The 20137-nt window shown below is 47.3% G+C and carries 19 protein-coding genes; 17 read left to right on the forward strand and 2 right to left on the reverse strand.

The window, feature by feature from the left end; translation table 11 throughout:
* Positions 1-22 precede the first annotated feature (22 nt).
* The 8 genes from HXW94_RS07355 (at position 23) to HXW94_RS07390 (ending at position 7794) form a co-directional block, all read left to right on the forward strand.
* Positions 23-607 carry a TerD family protein gene (locus HXW94_RS07355; protein ID WP_178366248.1) on the forward strand — a complete coding sequence of 195 codons (585 nt, stop codon included), beginning with the start codon at positions 23-25 and terminating at the stop codon, positions 605-607.
* A gap of 163 nt (positions 608-770) precedes the next feature.
* Positions 771-1271: a phosphatidylglycerophosphatase A family protein gene (locus HXW94_RS07360; protein ID WP_178366249.1), complete on the forward strand. Its 501-nt coding sequence runs from the start codon at positions 771-773 to the stop codon at positions 1269-1271.
* A gap of 374 nt (positions 1272-1645) precedes the next feature.
* Positions 1646-2842 (forward strand): TerD family protein, encoded by a 1197-nt coding sequence (locus tag HXW94_RS07365; protein WP_218576615.1) that lies wholly within the window; start codon positions 1646-1648, stop codon positions 2840-2842.
* Positions 2843-2945: 103 nt separating this feature from the next.
* A complete protein-coding gene (locus HXW94_RS07370; protein ID WP_178366250.1) occupies positions 2946-4139 on the forward strand; it encodes a phosphoribosyltransferase domain-containing protein in 1194 nt (397 codons plus the stop codon).
* Positions 4129-5211, forward strand: coding sequence for a cysteine protease StiP domain-containing protein (locus HXW94_RS07375; protein ID WP_178366251.1), 1083 nt, complete (start codon positions 4129-4131; stop codon positions 5209-5211). The genes HXW94_RS07370 and HXW94_RS07375 overlap by 11 nt, the downstream gene beginning before the upstream one ends.
* Positions 5212-5343: 132 nt before the next feature.
* The gene (locus HXW94_RS07380; RefSeq protein ID WP_178366252.1) at positions 5344-6099 is read left to right on the forward strand and encodes an HAD hydrolase family protein; all 756 of its coding nucleotides are present in this window, start codon (positions 5344-5346) and stop codon (positions 6097-6099) included.
* 40 nt (positions 6100-6139) lie between these two features.
* Positions 6140-6595, forward strand: a complete 456-nt coding sequence (locus tag HXW94_RS07385; RefSeq protein WP_178366253.1) for a tellurite resistance TerB family protein — start codon at positions 6140-6142, stop codon at positions 6593-6595.
* A 29-nt stretch (positions 6596-6624) separates the two neighbouring features.
* Positions 6625-7794, forward strand: coding sequence for a TIGR00266 family protein (locus tag HXW94_RS07390; RefSeq protein ID WP_178366254.1), 1170 nt, complete (start codon positions 6625-6627; stop codon positions 7792-7794).
* 361 nt (positions 7795-8155) lie between these two features.
* Here the strand turns inward: HXW94_RS07390 and HXW94_RS07395 are convergent, their stop codons facing one another.
* Both HXW94_RS07395 and HXW94_RS07400 read right to left on the reverse strand, forming a co-directional pair.
* Positions 8156-9016, reverse strand: coding sequence for a hypothetical protein (locus tag HXW94_RS07395; protein ID WP_178366255.1), 861 nt, complete (start codon positions 9014-9016; stop codon positions 8156-8158).
* Positions 9017-9315: 299 nt separating this feature from the next.
* Positions 9316-10068, reverse strand: coding sequence for a hypothetical protein (locus tag HXW94_RS07400; protein ID WP_178366256.1), 753 nt, complete (start codon positions 10066-10068; stop codon positions 9316-9318).
* Between the two features lie 390 nt (positions 10069-10458).
* On the opposite strand from HXW94_RS07400, the gene HXW94_RS07405 reads away from it, so the two are divergent.
* The 9 genes from HXW94_RS07405 (at position 10459) to HXW94_RS07445 (ending at position 20120) form a co-directional block, all read left to right on the forward strand.
* Complete coding sequence (locus HXW94_RS07405) at positions 10459-11082, forward strand: RNA polymerase sigma factor (RefSeq protein ID WP_178366257.1); 624 nt, start codon at positions 10459-10461, stop codon at positions 11080-11082.
* Between the two features lie 4 nt (positions 11083-11086).
* Positions 11087-11701 (forward strand): hypothetical protein, encoded by a 615-nt coding sequence (locus HXW94_RS07410; RefSeq protein ID WP_178366258.1) that lies wholly within the window; start codon positions 11087-11089, stop codon positions 11699-11701.
* Between the two features lie 115 nt (positions 11702-11816).
* Positions 11817-12161: a four helix bundle protein gene (locus tag HXW94_RS07415; protein ID WP_218576616.1), complete on the forward strand. Its 345-nt coding sequence runs from the start codon at positions 11817-11819 to the stop codon at positions 12159-12161.
* 104 nt (positions 12162-12265) lie between these two features.
* Positions 12266-12979, forward strand: a complete 714-nt coding sequence (locus HXW94_RS07420) for a hypothetical protein (protein ID WP_178366259.1) — start codon at positions 12266-12268, stop codon at positions 12977-12979.
* 3 nt (positions 12980-12982) lie between these two features.
* Positions 12983-14875 (forward strand): SUMF1/EgtB/PvdO family nonheme iron enzyme, encoded by a 1893-nt coding sequence (locus HXW94_RS07425; protein ID WP_178366260.1) that lies wholly within the window; start codon positions 12983-12985, stop codon positions 14873-14875.
* 497 nt (positions 14876-15372) lie between these two features.
* Complete coding sequence (locus HXW94_RS07430; RefSeq protein WP_178366261.1) at positions 15373-17295, forward strand: caspase family protein; 1923 nt, start codon at positions 15373-15375, stop codon at positions 17293-17295.
* A 182-nt stretch (positions 17296-17477) separates the two neighbouring features.
* Positions 17478-18617, forward strand: coding sequence for an SUMF1/EgtB/PvdO family nonheme iron enzyme (locus HXW94_RS07435; RefSeq protein ID WP_178366262.1), 1140 nt, complete (start codon positions 17478-17480; stop codon positions 18615-18617).
* A gap of 233 nt (positions 18618-18850) precedes the next feature.
* Positions 18851-19294: an HRDC domain-containing protein gene (locus HXW94_RS07440; RefSeq protein WP_178366263.1), complete on the forward strand. Its 444-nt coding sequence runs from the start codon at positions 18851-18853 to the stop codon at positions 19292-19294.
* Positions 19295-19397: 103 nt separating this feature from the next.
* Positions 19398-20120, forward strand: coding sequence for an RNA-directed DNA polymerase (locus HXW94_RS07445; protein WP_178366264.1), 723 nt, complete (start codon positions 19398-19400; stop codon positions 20118-20120).
* Positions 20121-20137: the final 17 nt, after the last annotated feature.

Below are 20137 nucleotides of genomic sequence, written 5' to 3' on the forward strand. Positions count from 1 at the left end.
AAGAAGAAAGGATCACAAAAAAATGGCGGTATCTTTGAGTAAAGGCGGGCGGGTTTCACTGTCCAAGGAAGCGCCGGGATTATCTAAAATCCAAATCGGGCTGGGATGGGATGAAAGAACCACGGATGGCTCCGAATATGACCTTGATGCATCCGTTTTTTTATTGAACGCAGACAGTAAAGTTCGTAGTGACACTGATTTTGTATTCTATAACAATTTAAAAGCCGTCAACGGCGCTGTCGAACATATGGGAGACAATCTGACCGGTGGCGGTGACGGCGATGATGAAGTCATCAACGTCAATTTAAAACAGATGGAAACCGAAGCGTCGGATGTCGTTAAAATATCCGTTGTCGTGACCATTCATGAGGCAGAGACCCGGAAGCAAAATTTTGGACAGGTAAACAATGCCTTTATCCGTATCGTGAACCAGGATAACAATCAAGAAATTGTCCGCTTTGACCTGACCGAAGATTATTCAATGGAAACGGCCATGATTTTTGGTGAAGTCTATTTCAAAGGGGGAGAATGGCGCTTTACAGCGGTAGGGCAGGGCTATGAAGGGGGCCTGTCAGCGGCCTGCAAACAGTTTGGAGTCAATATCTGATAATTTGGCGTTTCGACTTTGAATTTTTGCCTCGTTTTTGTTTTTCAACAGAAACGAGGCAATGTGTTGTTCAAGAATTTCAGTCTGATACATGATCATTCAGTGATAATAACGGTATTGCCGCAAGGTAGACACCTTTCCATATGGTGCAAAGGATAGCGATATGGGTGAAACAAAGGGCTCTCTTGGAGAAAAATTGAAAATTATTTCAGGATCTGCATGCTATTTGGGATACGCCCCTGTGATGCCTGGGACATTTGGGGCACTTCCCGGTATTGCCATCTATTATTTTCTCTGGAAGTTTTCAGCGCCTGATTTTTTATGGGTGGGACTATTTTTATCGGTCTTTTTGCTTGGGGTTCTCAATTACTATTTGACCCCTTGGGCCGTGGTGTACTGGAAATCCAAGGATCCGTCCCAGTTCATTCTTGATGAAATTATCGGATTCCTCTGCGTACCGCTGTTTTACGGTACCCATCAGTTTGCAAAGACGGCGCTTTGGGGATTTATTTTATTCCGGGTACTGGACATCATTAAAATATTTCCGGCAAACTATGTAGACAAGCATGTGGGCGGTTCCACAGGCATTCTTTTTGACGATGTTATTTCAGGCGGATATGCGGCATTTTGTCTGTTTTTGTTAGATTTTTTTCAACTTATTTAAAAAATTCGTTTTAGTGATACGCCACTATTGTGTCTATGTCGTCAACTACCCCTCGGCTGAAGACCGAGGGGCTTGAAAAGGCCCCAAAGTTGACCAGTCTAAGTGCTTCGAGCACTACGTTAGATCGGAAATAGGTACCCTGGGGTGCTCGCCAGCTCCAGGCTCTACGGCAAGTGGTTAAACAGGTTTAAGGGGTTAGCCGGTGCTGCTTGCGCCAAACCCGATCATAACATTGACGAGGCAAACATTACCCCGGAAACGGGTGTTGAGCCCTGGCATATGGCTGTTTAAATATTATATGCCTTTTACAAAAAATATTTTTAACCAAAAGGAGGCGGCAATTCCTCCCCTGAGCTAAAGACTCAGGGGTTTCCTTGCCGCATTTTATGAAATTGAAGACAATGGTTCCAGGCCAAAGGTGCAAACTGCATGACCTGCCCCTTGGGCATCTCTTTGACGTGGAGATCTCACTGTCGTTCACAGAGTCAATTCTCGTTGATATCAGTTGCTTTGGTGTCGATGCCCAAAATCAACTCTCTGACGACCGATATATGATTTTTTATAATCAAAAACGCTCCCCATGCGGTGCACTCGCTATTGTCAAGGATGATGTTTCGAACAGCCATACCTTTCAAGTCAACCTTGATCAACTCCCCGAAACGGTCCAAAAACTGGTTTTTACGGCAACCATTGATGGGGCAGGGACAATGAAGGCTCTGAAAACGGGGGCATTGACGCTTCGCGATCATACGGGAAGCGGAGCCGAGTTCAAATTTAACAGCGCGTCCTTGAATCAGGAAAAGGCCCTGATTATTGCTGAAGTTTATTTAAAGAATCAATGGCGTCTGGCAGCGGTTGCCCAAGGGTTCAATGAAGGGTTGGGCGCATTGCTCAGACATTTCGGCGGTGAGGAAGAAACTGCGCCGCAAGCGACATCGACACCCCCTCCACCGCCCTCTCTCCCTGAAAAAAAAGTCAGTTTGAGTAAGATCACGCTGGAAAAAAAGGGCGACAAGAAGTCCATCTCCCTTGAAAAATCGGCTAAAAATACCATACATGTCAATTTAAACTGGGATGCGCCCCAATCTAAAAAGCTCTCCTTTTTTGGATCCGATGCGGCACCGGATCTGGATCTGGGCTGCATGTTTCGCCTTAAAGACGGCAACGCCGGGGTCATACAACCCCTTGGGAACAATTTCGGCAGCCAACACCAGCTTCCCTATATCCTTCTTGATCAAGACGATCGCAGCGGCAGCAGCGCAGCCGGGGAAAATTTGACCATCTACAAGCCTGAGCTGATTGATGTTATCATGATTTTTGCGTTTATTTACAAAGGGGCAAAGGATTTTACCACCGTCAATGGCCGTGTGACGGTTAGGGATCACAAGGGCAATGAGATCTATATCAAACTGGATTCGCCGGATCCAAGACATGCCTTCTGCGCCACATGCAGTTTTACAAATACAGGCGAATCCCTTGATCTGAGGAAGGAAGAGCTTTATTTTCCAGGGCATCAAGATGCGGACAAACATTTTGGCTTTGGATTTCGTTGGAAAAGAGGCATCAAATAATTCGATCATTCTATCATTTGTCTAAGGCGGCTGAACCGCAGAAACTAGAGACAAAAAAAGACGTGGGGTGGGGCAGCCTGTGCCCAGAAGGAGCGTATCAAACGTGCAAGATTTTTATCACCTGAAAAGAGAAAACAACCCCCTTCGGGAAGATGCCTTTACAGTCTCATGCCTTGGCAAACTCTTCCCTGCGTCATTCTCGGAGTTGATCCGGTTTCGCCATGGGTTGTCAACATTGCTTGATGACATTGCGTCAGCGCCTTTATCCTTATCTTTTCAGCCATCTCTTCCCAAGAGCGGGTGTGTCTACGATAAGATGGCACCGTTTGAAAAAGAGAAAATTTTGATTGTCGGATTGACTGAATCCGGTATTATTCCCGCTTTTTTAATGTATTTGGAATCGCGTAAGAGAGATTTGAAAAGCCATCTGATCTATTCCAGCCGCCGGCCCATCGCCGGCATGGCATTCAATGAAATCCATTCCCATGGCCCAAATCATGTGCTGCCCCTTGCAGGTTCAGGTGCCGTGTTTAAAGAGATATGGATCGTCGAGGATGAAATCACCAGCGGCAATACCGTGATGAATTTAATGGGCCGATTACGGCGGCATATGCACATGGAGCGCGTTCGGATATTTGCTTTTGCCGATTTTAGAACCCAAGATCAAAAAGCAGCGCTCATTTTTGAAACGGCCAAACAACAGATTCGTTGCAGTGTCCATATTCCGGATTTTTTCAACGGCCATGGCAGGGTACCCGGCACAACAGAACATGAAAACCCGGGAACCTGTAAAGAGGGTGCGTTTCAAATTTTTCAGGAACGTTTCGTCCCCAAGGTTTCGCCCCCTTTTAGAGACGATGCCGATTGGCATGGCTGGCATCTGCCGTTTAGCCGTCCTGCGCTCGGCGTCATGTCCGGTCATTTTTTTGATCCGGTATTCCGGGCGCTTCCCTCTGATATTTCCGGAGGAACCATTTTAACTGTGGGAGAAGCCGTGGATTTGGCAGCCTGCCTGGCCTGGTCGAATCGGAAAATCGCTTTTCAGCAAATTTCGTTAAGTCCCTGGCAAGTGGATCAACAGACCATTTTCAGTAGAATGACATTTGCGGATCGGTATTATCTTTATAATTACGATCGCCTTGACGGCCCGGTTTTCATACTTTCCGATCCGGTTGACAGGAGCATTGAAATTGAAGTCATTGAAAAATTGAGGGAACATGGTATTTGTGTAACACCATTGACCTTTGTGGCAGAAAAAGAAGAAACGAAAAGGATCGCTTGTATTGATGGGCAATAACACATTTAATCCCAATATCAATTCCGATATTGATCAGGATATTGATGGGCATACGGTTTATTCTTCAGGGAATTCAGACTTCCCTTTCCGCGCCTGTAACGGGCTTCTGTGGGATCAGTCATTCTATCTGCGCCTTGGGGAAGAGGTGCATCCTTTCAAGGATCTGCATCGGTTTCGATCTTTGAATCAAGCCTATACCGGAAACAATACATTCTGGGCTACGCCATCCCCGGAACCGGACTTGACCGATGGCTTTTGGCATGGGGTCACTGCCGCCTTCAACAAGGACAACGGCCTTCAAGAGATCGCTCAAAATCTGGCAGGGGCTATTTTAAAACAATACCCCGATCCGGACAAAATTGTGTTTGTTTCGATTTTAAGAGCCGGTGTTCCCGTTACAGACTGGCTCTGCCGTTTACTTCCCGGTGCTGTAGGCGTTGCGACATCTCTGTTTGTCGGTCTTGGGATTGATACCGTGGCACTGAATCGTATTTGCACGGATTTTCCTGATCGCGCCATTATTTTTGTAGACGGCTGGACAGGTCGGGGCGGCGTTGCCTCCGTGATATCCGCACTCAACCAGGGGCCGCTTGCCGTACTTATCGATCCGTGGGGATGGGCTGATTTTTCCGGCATACAGGACGATGTCCTATGCCCCTCTGCCTGTTTCACCGGGCTTGCGACACTTGGATTTTCCCGGACTTTTTTTGTGGATCGGCAAAATTGTTTCTCTGCATACCGCTTTCCGGAAACATTTCTACAGCACGGCGTGGTTCAGGACTGGCAACGCAGATGCCCGGCACATTCCGGCCCCTCTTTGGGCTGGACAGCAGGGGGGCGGCGCCATAAATTTTTTGAGAAAACCCCCCTTAGAATTCACAGCAATGAAGTGTGCCGCGCACTGATCAATGCGGCACCCAAGGTCCTTTTCTTTTCGGACGACACCGTTGCCGCCGAAGAAAAATTCAATTTGCTGCTAGAACTGGCCGCTCAAAGATCGGTGCCGGTCGAATTCAATGTGGCGCATCTCAACGCGTTAAAAACAAAAGTGGCGTGCCGTTTGGCGTCATAAAAATTAAATCAGCGCCCTTTGGGCGGGCTGGTGGGTGCTGGGTGCTGGGAAATGGAAATTCCTATACTCTAAATTTATTTTATTTTATAAAGCCGCCTTGCGTTGTCACGGGCGGCGGGTAATTCAAAGATTATGCCATGTGTTCATAGCGTTAAAAATAGGTCGGAAAATGTGGTTGATGCCGTGGTCTGTGATCTCGACGGTACGCTGCTCTATCCCCGGGAGGAAGCCTTTGGCGTTGAAGGCCGTTCAACGGTCAGTTTTTTAAGCAAAGCGTCTGCACGACTTCTTGCCCGGATCAGCCAACTATCTCCCCTTGTCATTGCCACGGGCCGTAACAGCGTCAGTACCGGAAGGCTTGTCAAGCAATTGCCGGATGTTACCTTCAGCGGCTTTGTATTTGAAAATGGGTTTATCGTCAAGCAGCATATTGACGATTGCATTCCTTACAATGGGAAATGGGATGATATTGCGGCATTATTCCCGAATTGGGAGCGACTTCCGTTTTATGAAAATTGTGCAGGTTTCATTCCGCCATCCCCCGACAGGGAGAGTGCAGAAAGCACGGCCCGGGCCATGCTGAAAAAATATGGGTATGACGACCTTGTCTACAGGGAAAACAAAAAAATTTTCATCTATCCGGGAACCGTGAACAAAATGAGAGGGCTTTCCATTCTCGGCATTCATCCTTATATTGCCCTGGGAGATCAGATCAATGATATTCAAATGATGGAACAGAGTACCTGGCCGGTGATGCCGGTTTCCGGTGCAGATGAATTGAAAACAATTGTCAAAAAGAAAGACGGGTTTTGCTCGTTGCTGACTTCCCATGAGGCAGCGCATGAAATGCTTAATTTTGCATATAAAAAGTGTATGATGTGTGTGTGAACCCGATGGACATGTTAACCATTTGATAAAGGAGTGATCAATGGGATTTTTAAGTAAGCTGAAACAAGGTGCAGTGGAAATGCAGAGCCAACTGGTTTCCCAGGTAAAGCAGTATCAGAATAAGAATTTTGCCGATGCAACAATGGCGATCTGTGCGCTGGTCGCTGCTGCAGATGGGACTATTGATGCCGATGAGCGAAGAAAAACAGCCGGTTTTATCAGTTCAAGCGACACCCTTGCCGTATTTGAAGTCAGTCAACTGCAAGACACATTTAATGGGTTTTGTGACAAACTGACTAAGGATTTCGATTTTGGAAAAATCGATCTTCTTCAGGTTGTTTCGAAACTCAAAAAATCACCGCCACAGGCACGTGCTGCCGTTCAAGTCGGCATTATCATCGGGAATGCCGATGGAGTTTTTGATGATGATGAAAAACAGATTGTTCGTGAAATTTGTCGATCTGTCGGAATTGATGCCGCTGAATTTGATCTTTAGGAACCGGAGCCATCATAAGTGAGGTAATTATGACAACATGGTATCTCTCCACAAATGATAATATCAAAGGACCGTTCACGACAGATCAGGCAAAGGGATTTGTCCGTGAAAATCATGGGGCCTATTGCTGGCGTCAGGGCGGTAATGAATGGGAACCTGCCCATGGTGTAGCGGAAATCTGGCCGGTTAAAAAAAACGGTACGCCGTTTCCATCCCCGCCTTCTCATATGATGTCCACGAAACCGATTGCAAGACCTGTTGCAGACCTCCCGGTACAGAGCGGCTCCGCGTTACAGGATGGAAAAACAGACAAACGCCTCTCCCCCTCACCATCCCGTAGTGGCTATGATGCAGGTACCGATGTAACCGACAGCCGGAATCGTTCCGGCGGATTCGGCACGACTGAATTTACGGAAGGCATTGATTTTCATATCTATGGCCATGAGATGCAGTATATCGAAGTGGAACTCGACCCCGGAGAGAGTGCCGTGGCTGAAGCCGGCGCATTGATGTACAAAACCGAAAGTATTGAGATGGAGACGGTTTTCGGTGATGCGGCATCAAGTCAATCCCAGGGATTTATGAGTCGTCTAATGGGTGCCGGACAACGACTTTTGACCGGCGAAAGCCTGTTTATTACAGTCTTTACCCAGCAGCGGCAGGGAAAGGGGCGGGTGGCGTTTGCCGCGCCTTTTCCGGGAACGATCATTCCTGTCGATCTGACAAAGTATCAGAATAAAATTATCTGCCAGAAAGACAGTTTTTTAGCCGGTGCAAAAGGAGTGCAGATCAAAATTTTTTTTCAAAAAAGGATTTTGACCGGTCTGTTTGGCGGGGAAGGGTTTATCATGCAGAAAATCGAAGGCGACGGCTGGGTTTTCATGCATGTCGGCGGTGCCGTGAAGGAGATCACGCTGTCTCCCGGAGAGATGCTGCATGTGGATACCGGTTGCCTGGCAGCCATGACCGCTACGGTGGATTTTGACATTATGCAGGCAGGAGGAATCAAAACCATGCTGTTTGGGGGAGAGGGCCTGTTTTTTGCCAGACTCACAGGGCCGGGTAAAGTCTGGCTTCAAAGCCTCCCCTTTTCAAGGCTGGCTGGACGAATGTTGGCCTGTTCCCCCGGTACCGGATCGAAGCGGCAGGGGGAAGGATCTATTCTTGGAAACCTTGGAGATTTGGCTGGCGGAAGATAACTTGAGAGTAATGGTCGTGAACTAGCTGGTGTAAGTCCAGCCATAGCCCTTGAAAGGAGGGCACTCATTTTCTCCTACCCCATTTTGGGGGATCACAATCTGTCCGATACTTTTGATCATTGTTGTCATTTATCTGTGTCATGAATGCCCTTTCATTGTTTGGACGAAAAGTTGCCCAGATGGGCTTTGGTCATATTTTAGGCCATACGGATTTCCGGTAGGTTGGGTTGAGGAACGAAACCCAACGCCGATAAGTTGTTGGGTTTCACTTCGTTCAACCCAACCTACGCTGTGGCAGATGTTATGACCAAGTCCCAAATTTTTCTGCAACACCGCAGATGGGTGACTTTTCGTCCAAACACTAATTAAAATCCGTAACATTGGCCGTCAGCGCATTAACAATCTCATCAAGATTTTTCCAGCTGAGCATGATGTTTTTGGAAATGTCATCAAGGCTCTGCAACTCTTTTAATGTGCGATACGCCGTTGAAATATCCCTGCCAAGCTTCAGGGTTTTGTACACATCATCATAAACCAGCGCGCTTTCATCGACAGTGAAGACAAATCGGTCAATGGATTTGCCGGCATCGGCAACCACCTGCCTCATCTTTGCAAAGTTTTGAGAAAAACCACTCAGCATTTCAATCCGTTTATCACAAAGCATGATGCGGTGCGAAAGGGCATCGGATCGTACCGCAGCCTTTTCCGGATCAAGGTTTTCAAGATGCTTCAACTGGTCCTGCAGCATTTGTTTGGTTTGGTTGTTCTCAGCTATTTTTCTGGGGATGACGGCAATGAAATCATCAATCTGCCGGGCGTAGGCCCGCAGCTCTTTTGTAATTTTACCGTTCTTGTTCTGTTTTTTCAGATCCTGATAAAAATCCCTGATCTCCTTAATGCCGTTATATAGGATGTCAAACTGCTCAGCATCGTCACGCTTGAACAAAAACCATTTCCTGGATCCTGCCTCATCTTTGATCTCCTCGATCATTTGGTTGTATTGCTTGATATTTTTAATCACATAATTACTGGAAAGATCCTTGATGTCATCTTTAACCTCCTGGGTTTGGTCAACGATCTCCTTAATTGACGGGGTTAGCGGGTTTTCACCATCACTTGAAAAAAAGTGTTTAACTTTGTCAATCATTGTGGTTTCTTCTGCATAACCAAGCGTTGAATTCATTGCTAAAATCGTTGCAAGTGCCAGAATTATTGTTTTCATCTCTCCACTCCTTTTTTCAAATTTTTATTTTCCATTGTTAAGTTTTAGATCCGTGCCCGTACTCGTTAACGTGCTCGTGCTCGTTAACGTGAACGTAAACGAACCCGTATACGAATTTGTCATAATTTTATGAACATTGCCACAATTCAGGCGGACAATACATGACCCTAAGTACACAATTTTTAATTTTTCGCGATCCAACATAATGAACTTTTGTTCCGTTTACGAGTACGTTCACGATTGAGACCGCTCTGTGACTTGTATCCGCATGTTCAGTGCGTGATATAAATCCACCAAGACTACTTATTCAGACCGCTGCCGCCCACGGTCCATTTCCGGCTCAAATCACAACTCTTCTTAAAATTGTCAACAACCTGGGCGCTGATGGTCCTGGTTTTGACCGTTTCAGACGCCTTGGCAAACAGCTTGTCCCGGGTGGATTGCACATAGGACATACGCAGCTTTTCAGATACGTCAACGGCAACACATGTATTGGCAATAATATCCTCAAAATTATTCTCGCGGTTTTCAGACCTGGGCTCCAGAAGTTTTGCATATTGTTTTTTCAATACCGCCATTTCATTGAGTTTCTCCTGAACCCGAATCATCAAGGTCTGATATTCGTTTTTGCTGTCCCCAAGGTATATAATGATGGCTTCATTGGCTTGAATCGCGGCCAGGTTCATGCGCAACTGGGCTGTGATTTCCGCCTCGCCCGCCAGTGTCACCCCGTTGTATTCAATTGCGGAATAATTATTGGCCTTGGTGATTCGGCACAACTCCACGGTTTTTTGCGCAAGCGTATCATTCTTGGTGTCCAGCTCCTCAGACAGTGCGATGATATTATGTTTAATATCATGAGTCAGGTTGTTGCTGATTTCCGCAAGCCGGTTGTACTCTTCATCAACCGCCTGGGACGCCTTTTCTATACGTTCGTATCGTTCCATTCTCAAAATTCCGAAATGTGTGCCGCTGCACCAGTCGGCATGGGCTGAAGATACAGTGAAAAGGAAAAGTGCAGCTGCTGTCATGATGGTGTTTGTCAGTTTCATTTGATCTCTCCTTAAAATAGTTTGTTTGGTTACATGGTTTTTCCTGTGCCCTGTTGCTTAGACGTAAGCACAGAACACTTTTCTTTTTTTTTTTTCAATTTGAATAACAGTTATGGAAAGTATAGATTTATTTGTCTTAAAGTTAACTAGTTTTAGTTATGATCCTTGCGTGCCCGTGAACGTCCTCGTGCTCGTGAACGTACCCGTGAACATGGTAGACATAATTTTGTAAGCATTGAACCTATACAGATAATCAAAATGTTACCTTATCAAATATTATGAATTATTATTTCGTTCACGTTCACGTTCACGTTCACGAGCACGTTCACGGGTACGGGAACTAGCACGAGTACGGATTTACAAAAACCATAATCAAGAAAGGAGACGTGGATGCCCGACATCTTTCAACAGATTCCCCAACTGCTCGCCAACCTGGAATCCGAAGATATCCAGGTTGACGAACAGTTGTGGAAAACCATGATGCAAAGTGTATATATGGTTACAAAAGCTGTTTCCAGGAAAATGGGGACCCAACAAAAGATTGATGATATTGTCCAGGTGGCATTAATCAGCCTGCTAAAACATGAAGACCTGTGCCAGGTGAGAAACTGGAAAAGGTTTTTATATACGGTCGTCACCAATGCCTCCATTGATATTCAACGGTTGAAAAGGGAAAGGGTGGGGCAGGACCCCTCCCTTGATGCCCCCATCGGTGATTCGGACGGGAAAAATACCACATTCATTGAAATCACGGCAGATGAGCACTGGAATCTGGCGCGTATCCATCAAAGCCGGAAGTGTCTTGAGTTTTTCTTTCATATAATTTCAACCATGCCGAAAGAAAGGCAGCAGCCTTTTCGTCTTTATTTATTAGGACATACTCAAAAACAGATTGCTTTGCTTGTCGGATTGCCGGTGACTACGATCAATAACTATATTCATAAGGCAAAACAGTCTGTAAAAAAGGTCATTACAACGCATCAAATTAAATTGGAAGATATGATTGAGGAGTAACATCATGATCTGGAATAAGAATGAACAGGACATTGCATTGCCGGACTGGTTTGAAGCCGAGCTTGAAACAATGCAGGTGCCTGACAGCAACATATTAGAACGCTTTGATCATCTGAAAAAGGATTTTTTGCATGCAGCTCGCCGTTCGGTCCAGCAGGAAAAAAGGCGTCAATCGGCTTTCTCCTTTTCAGATGCCGTGATTTCCGTAAAAGGCAAAATACTTGACACCGTGGAAGGCATTGCCGCTGCTATGACCATGAGCCCTGGGCCGGTTATGGCAAGAGGCATTACCGATGACGTGCATCCAAGCCCGTCCCAAAGATGCGCCATGGGTAAAATCAGCAGGGTGACCGGAACCCATTGTATGGAAATTACCACATTAAAAGAGCAAAACCGGATTAAGCTTGAAGTCAACCTGACGGACAGCGAAACCGGTGTGGAAGTCCGGCCTTTTACCCTTACGGTCCAGGACAACCAGGGCAACGACCTGATTGATCCATTAAACGTGGGAAAAGCGCAAATGCCGCCCAAATTGCCTGATCCAAGTCCGGGGTACTATGTCTTTACCGTCCTGTGGAACAGCGGCCAAAGCGAAATGCGCATTGAGATTAAGGACTGAATTTAAGCCACGGAAAACCCGTCCGATCCGCGCCCGCGCCCGCGCCCGTGCTCGTACTCGTGCTCGTGCTCGTGCTCGTGCTCGTAAACGTTAACGTAAACGGAGTAAAATCAAAATGTTAGACCACGAAAAATTAGATGTATATCAAGTCTCTATCGAATTCATGGCCATTGCAATCAAAATTACCGACAATATACCAAGGGGCTATTCTTCCCTTGCAGATCAACTCAAACGGGCGGCGTGGTCAATACCTCTTAATATAGCTGAAGGTTGCGGAAAAAGTACTGTTAACGACAAAAGGCGGTTCTATGTGATTGCAAGGGGTTCGGCAATGGAATGTGGTGCGATCATTGATGTTTGCCGGGTGTTGGAGATTGATGACATGGAAGCTTTGAAGCAGGGTAAAGACTTGCTTGTTCGTGTTGTTTCAATGCTTACTAAGTTGTGTCAATTTTGTTGAGTGGTATGTTTCGTTTACGTTTACGTTTACGTTTACGTTCACGAGCACGAGCACGAGCACGAGGATGGGGCGGGGCGGGGACGTAGAATAAAGAAGGAGGAAATATGAATCAAGGACATAAAGATATTTTGAATTTTTTGAAGGCCTTAAACGAGGTAAAAAAAGAAGATGGAAAAATAACCCTTTCTGCCCAAGTCTGGGAAGAAAGTAGCACAGACAAGGCAGAAGCCAACGGTTCCAGCGCCCGGGGATTTACCAATAAACCAAGCCAAAAGACAAAAACCGTTGAATCTGCCCCCAAGGATGACATCAGAGAAAACATCACCCCCGGGGACAAACAATGGCATGGCCGTATCAAGGCAGGCAGTACCGTATCATTTTCGGGTATCTCCCCAATCACGGGGTTTGTTCACCTGTTCAACCTGGGCACCAGCGGCACCTGCCAGAAGCTTGCCCCGTCCAGGGAGTTCCCCGACAACCGGGTGGCGGCAAACCAGGCGTTTGCCATCCCGTCGGAAAAGTTGTTCAGCCCCCGGTATCTTGGGGGATCCAACGGATTTAAAGTCAGCCTGAACCCTGATAAAACCCATATTCAGCCTGAACGTTTGTTTGTGGTCGTCACCCGGACAGATCAAGTGGTGCAGATCGAAGATCTTGAGCCCCGGCTGGTTACAAGACAAGGCTGTGGCGATGTCCTGACCCGCTGCGCTTCCCGCGGCCCCGGGTTTGGCGGCTCTGTGGAGACCGGCAGGTCAAATCTATTGTCACACCCGGAGGCGTGGGAATATGGTCTTTTGGAAATGGAGATATGTGAGTGATCTATGAAAAAGCATGCCATCCTCGTTGGAATTAATAACTATTCTGAAGCATCCGGGTTTTCACCCTTAAAGTTTGCGGAAAAAGATGCAACGGACCTTGCCAGGGTTCTTGAGACACGCTGCGGATTTACCACTGAGGTTATAGTGGGAACACAAGCCGTATATAGCCGGATCATGACCGTTTTGCAACAAAGCGGGGCCGGTGATGTTCTTTTCTGGTTTTTTGCGGGCCACGGGAAACAGGTGGGCGGCAAGTACCGGCTGTTTCCCTTTGACAGCGCGGCCAGCGGCTACGGATCAATCCTGTTTGAAGATATCACCGGCTTTTGCCAGAAAGAGTGCAATTATCAAAAGGTTGTTGCAGCCGTTGATGCCTGCAGAAACGTATCCGGTGCCCGGGGCGGACCGGTGTTTGAGGGGCTGAGTACCCGGGATGTGGACCTGACATTGTCAACCGGGACTACCCTTGAGGTGATTTACGGGTGTACCGAAGGGGAACAGTGCTGGGAAGATAAGAGCCTGAATCACGGTGTTTTTACCTACGCAATGCTGGATATTCTGGAAAATTATGCCGGCGAGCTTGATACCACCTTATTGTCCCACAAGGTCAATGATGCCATGAGAGATGTGCATGGCAAACTCGGCCTGGGTGTCCAGCAGCGTGTGCGCAGATATTATGAACCCTCCGAGCGAAACCGTATTGTTTTACTTGGGCCTGAAATATCAGACGTACCTTCCGCCCCGCCGGAACAAGATACCCCGGTTTATCAGTTGACCTATGTTACCTGCCCTTGTTGCGGTGCCAATAATCAGAAGGATAAGACCTTTTTATGCAGGGAGTGCGGTACTGATAATCTGTGTAAAAATCATCAGGATCCTGAACTGTATATTTGCAGGGCGTGTAAGGAAAAGAGAGAACGCAAGGCGGCAGAAGAACTTGCCCGCAAAGCAAAGGCGGAAAATACAGGCAATCAAGCGCAGCCCGATGGGGGGAGAGTGCGTCCCCCCAAAAAAGGACAGCATAATTTTTTAAAATTACTGTTTGTATTGGGTGTTATTGCAGTGGTGATTGGTGCAGGAACCGTTCTTTATTCCAATCACTTTGAGAAAAATGAAAATGAGCTTAGGGCGCAACAGGAACCAGAGGGACAAACGCAGGATGAGGCGGAGCGCCTTGCCCGGGAAGGGGTATTCGGCAAAGAGTGGAAAGACCCCAAAACGGGTATGGCGTTTGTATGGGTGCCTGGGGGGACTTTTGATATGGGTGATACCTTTGGGGATGGATACAAGGATGAAAAACCCGTACACAAGGTAACGGTGGACGGGTTCTATATGGGGAAATATGAAGTTACCCAGGAGGAGTGGGTTAAGGTGATGAAAAGCAATCCGTCAGATTTTAAGAAAGGAGACCGGTATCCGGTGGAGAATGTAAGCTGGGATATGATCATAAAGCAGTTTATACCGGAGTTGAATAAAATATCGGATCAGACCTACCGCCTTCCCACAGAGGCGGAGTGGGAATACGCCGCCCGCAGCGGCGGGAAAAAAGAGAAATATGCCGGGGAAGATGATGTGGATGCCCTGGCCTGGTATGATGATAATAGTAATGGCTCAACCCATGAAGTCGGTACAAAGGCCCCTAACGGCCTAAACCTGTATGATATGAGCGGGAATGTGTGGGAATGGTGTGAAGATGATTGGCACAATAATTACGATGGGGCACCCGATGACGGTACGGCTTGGATGGATTCTCCCAGAGGCGCTGACCGTGTGGTTCGCGGTGGCGGCTGGTACGTTTCTGCCGGGCTCGTGCGCTCGGCTAGCCGCCGCAGGGGCGCGCCGGACGTCCGCGGCAACGTCCTTGGCTTTCGCCTTGTCTTCCAGGCCGTCAAGTAAGGCAGTACCGGTCCGGGTCGGGTCGCCGGCCGGTGCAGAAAGCCGATAGGCCCGGAAGGCGGAGCCCGGGACTACGGATTTTTTTTTGCATCGGCCGGCGGCAAAAAATAGCCGGGTGGCCAGGTAGGGTGGGCAAAAGCGCAGCGTTGCCCACCATTATAATAAATTTGGTAAAGATTATTTTAATATCCGGTAATCTTTATTCCGTACTCGTACTCGTGCTCGTGAACGTAGTTAAGAATTATTATTTGGGAGCTTGGTCATAAGATCGGCCACAACGTAGGTTGGGTTGAACGAAGTGAAACCCAACAACTTATCGGTGTTGGGTTTCGTTCCTCAACCCAACCTACCGGAAACTCGTATGGCCTAAAATATGACCAAGGCCTTATTTCGTTTACGTTCACGTTCACGTTAACGAGTACGGGCACGAGTACGGAACGGGCAAGAATGAAAAGCATTGGAAATTACTGTAAATGGCGTGATCAGGTAAAAATATCATGAAAAAATACGCATTTCTAGCCGGGGTAGAGGAATATAACTCTTCTGATATTGCATCACTGAAGTATGCTGTGCGTGATGTTAAAAAAGTGGGCGCTGTCCTTGAGCAGCGCTGCGGGTTTCAGCCTCCGGAAATATTGGAAAATCCAACGGTCTCTGATTTATTTAACGGCCTTGATGATATGGTGAAACGGGTCAGGCATGATGATATTTTTTTCTTCCTGTTCACCGGGCACGGCCAGGAACTCAAGGATGATGCCAGGGAGGAGCGGGGATATCTTCTGATGAGAGATGCGGTAGCCGACCCGGAAGTGACCATAGGGAAATATGCGCTCCATGACTTGAAAAAACAATTACAGAGAATTGACTGCCGTCAACGCCTTCTGTTCTTTGATTGCTGCAGGAATTATCCGGAACTGGAAAATGATGGTCTCAGCGCCAGGGGTGTTGCAGGCAATATCATGGGATCCATTTTCAGCCGGGACATTGATTTTGCCGGCACCAGCCAGGACGCCCAAGGCCAGGTGACCATCCTGCTCAAAGCGTGCAAAGCCGGACAACGGGCCTATGAATGGCATAAGGAAAAGCATGGGGTATTCAGCTACTACCTGAAAAAAGGCCTGCTGGAATCTGCCTGGAAAAGCAATGCGCTAAGAGCAACGGAGCTGTGCCGGTATGTTGAACGGGAAGTCGGGCTCTGGAGCAAGGGGAAAGCAGTGGTCCAGATACCGGATTTCGTACAGCTGGAAAGTGCCCAGGATATTATTCTGGCCCGGGATGAAGTCAAGCCTGAACAGGACCTTGTGCCCTGTGCCATTTGTGGAAGGTATAAAGAAGTGGGGGACACGTTTCGGTGCCCGGCCTGCAACACGGACCACATCTGCCTTGACTGCAGGGGAAAAGATACCCGGATCTGTACCCGTTGTGTGGAAAAAGCGGAAAAAAGAAAACCTTGGGCAAAAAAAATAAGGGCAGGCATGGTTGCGGTGGTTGTATTGCTTGTTGTTGCAGGGGGCTATCAGGGAATCACCCAATTCCAAGGCTATCTGACATTCCCGGAACCAACAAAATCCAGACAGAAACAATCTGAATCTTTGCCGGCACATAAACAGCCGCCTGTTAATGAAGCTCCCCTGCCTGAACCAGTATCCTCGAAGCCTGCAACCCTTGCTTCAATGACTTTTGAGCCAGGGACCTGCCCTGAAGATGCGTCCATATATTTTGCTGATCTGTACAAGCAGCTTTCCAGTGGCGCGCTTGAACACAAAAAAGGTGATATGGCGCAATTCTTTACCCGCTATAACAGGGTTTGCGGGCCAAATAATATCCATTTTAAGGACATTCGGGCAGCCGGCCGGTCAGTCCCGCAATCCTGGTATCTGCCGGAGGAAAAAAACGGGGGACTCTTTGTAGATGCATCTTCCGGCGACGTACTTGCCACGGGGAATGAAATGGCCAAGAAACTGGTATCGATGCTTTCCACACAGGATGAAAACATCTGTGGATTTCAACCGGATCAACTTTTCAGCCTGCTCCAAACCATACATTTAAGAGGAGGTATTGCCCTTTCCCCGTCTTTCTGGGAAAGGGCGGCCCTATGGTATAACAATTCCTGCGGCAATAAGGTGGTTTGGCTGGAAGGGGTGGATATTGATTATTCCGGCACGGCACAAGATGTTTTTTACTACGCTGATCCTGGAGACAATGGCATTTTTGTTGATATAAACGGAAACCAGGTGTCAACCGGAAAAAAGTTTACTCAAGGTCTTTCTGATGCCATAGACAAAGGAACCATCTGTTCAAGCAATGAGGATTCGTTGCTTACATTAATTTATTTTATGGATCAAACAAAAAAAATCCAAATCTCCGAAGATTTCTATGGGACGCTTGCAGCACATTATAAGAAAAAATGTAAGAACTAAACAACCATCAGCTAAAATGGGTGGTTGTTTAGTTCGTGCTCGTACTCGTTAACGTTAACGTGAACGTTCACGTGAACGTTAACGAGTACGGTCACGGCCATGAGTAGAAAAAAAGCAATGCCGCCAGCGCCCCCCAGGCTTAATTACTTCGGACACGTTTTTTACCAACAAGGAGAATCACGTTGCAAAAATACAAAAAGCATACAAAGCGGTTTTGGGCAAGTGTTGTTTATATCTGTATCTTATTACTCGCAATGCCGGCCCTGTATGCCCTGGGCGAACAGCTCAGACTAAGCCTGCCGCCTGCGGAACCCATAGTGCAGCCTGACAACCTGAAGCTGGCAAGTCTTACCGTGGTTCCTGTTCCAACAAATGCCACAATACGCAATTTATCTATAGAACCAGCCTATCGTGCCGGGATGCCCCTTGCTCCGGGAGATTATGTCATTGAGGTCTCAGCGCCTGGTTATAAGACCCGCAGGAAAACCATAGCCTTGAAGCGCGGTGATAATCTGCGGGTGCAGATACGGTTAACGCCGATCACTACATATACTGATAAGGTTGTCGATAATAAACAGAAAAAAAAGAGATCTGATGCAAAACACTTAGTCCGGGAAGGGGTATTCGGCAAAGCGTGGAAAGACCCCAAAACGGGTATGGCGTTTGTATGGGTGCCTGGAGGGACTTTTGATATGGGTGATACCTTTGGGGATGGATACAAAGATGAAAAACCCGTACACAAGGTAACGGTGGACGGGTTCTATATGGGGAAATATGAAGTTACCCAGGAGGAGTGGGTTAAGGTGATGAAAAGCAATCCGTCAGGTTTTAAGAAAGGAGACCGGTATCCGGTGGAGAATGTAAGCTGGGATATGATCATAAAGCAGTTTATACCGGAGTTGAATAAAATATCGGATCAGACCTACCGCCTTCCCACAGAGGCGGAATGGGAATACGCCGCCCGCAGCGGCGGGAAAAAAGAGAAATATGCCGGGGGAGATGATGTGGATGCCCTGGCCTGGTATGATGATAATAGTAATGGCTCAACCCATGAAGTCGGTACAAAGGCCCCTAACGGTCTGGGCCTGTATAATATGAGCGGGAATGTGTGGGAATGGTGTGAAGATGATTGGTACAATAATTACGATGGGGCACCCGATGACGGTACGGCTTGGATGGATTCTCCCCGAGGCGCTGGCCGTGTGGTTCGCGGTGGCAGCTGGGACCATTCTGCCAGGGGCGTGCGCTCGGCTAGCCGCTCCGGGCCCGGCCGCCGCCGCAGCAACCTTGGCTTTCGCCTTGTCTTCCAGGCCGTCAAGTAAGGCAGTACCGGTCCGGGTCGGGCCGCCGGCCGGTGCAGAAAGCCGATAGGCCCGGAAGGCGGAGCCCGGGACTACGGATTTTTGCATCGGCCGGCGGCGGTGAAAATTTATACGGTGTTATACCCGGGAGCGCAGGCGTCCCGCCTGCATCTTTATTGCAGGCGGGACGCCTGCGCTCCTAAGTTAAGTTATTTCGGACTCATTTATAAACAGTGAAAACAGAGACATGATCAATGCAAATTAAAGTTTATACCATACCGCTTTCAAATAACGATTCGGCAATTGCCGAATGCAACGCCTTTCTTAGATCCGTGAGAGTCTTGGCTTTGCATCGGGAGTTTGTCAATACTGGGCCACATTCGTTCTGGTCAGTGTTTGTTGAATATCTTGATGATAATGCACCAGCAAACAAGAAAAATAAAAAAGCCGTTGATTACAAAGAAGTGCTATCTGAATCTGATTTTGAGATATTTTCCCGGCTGAGGGTAAAAAGAAAGGAGTTGGCTGAACGCGAAGGTGTACCGATTTATCTGGTCTTTACCAATGAACAGCTGGCAGGTATCGTAACAAAACAGATCAAGACCATAAAAGAACTTGAAAATCTCGATGGTGTCGGTAAAAACAAAGCGGATAAATGGGGTGAAATATTGGATATTGTATCCACGGAAGACAAATGAAACGCATTGGGAATCGAATGGTCTTTCATTCCGTGCTCGTTAACGAGTACGAGTACGAGTACGAGTACGAGTACGAAAAAACCAACAAGGCGGATAAATTGGGATGAAACGCACAGGCAATCTAATTGTGAAAATCGCTGATCCTGACAATCTGCGCCTGGCATTTTCCAGGGCCTGCCTGGGGAAACAGCAGCGCAGGGAAGTTATCCGGTTCAGGGAAAACTTACAATACAATTTGTTGCAACTCAGAGATGAGGTGTTAAGTGAAACGATTAATCTTGGTGAATACCGTTTTTTTTATGTTTACGAGCCTAAAAAGAGGCATATTTGTGCGCCGCCATTTCGAGACCGGGTTTTACACCATGCAATCATGAATCTTGTTGAACCTGTGTTTGAGCGATACGCTATTTTTGATCATTGGATAAAAGAGAAAAAGCGCATCAAAGGGTATCTGCGCTATATGGATGATTTTTTAATTTTCGGCCATGATCGTGAAACCCTGAGGGCTGTTCGGGATGATGTGCAGGATTTTCTTGCTGAAAAACTGCATCTGAAACTTCACCAGAATCGTTTGCTGGCCCAATGCAGAACCGGTATTCCTTTTCTGGGCTATCGTGTTTTCCCGGATGGTTTAAGGCTGCTGGGTAAAAGCAAAAACAGGTTCAGCCGGAAATTGAAAAAATATGAGCAATTATATCATGAGGGCTTATGGGATATAGATACCCTTACAAGGCATGTAACCTCACTGGTCAGCTTTACGGAACATGCTGACAGTGCGGGGTTTAGAAGGAGAGTATTGTGCAATATGCGATCATCAAGTTGTTAGTTAGGTGGTTCTTTCCG

The organism is Desulfobacter latus, assembly GCF_013389365.1.
GTDB lineage: Bacteria > Desulfobacterota > Desulfobacteria > Desulfobacterales > Desulfobacteraceae > Desulfobacter > Desulfobacter latus.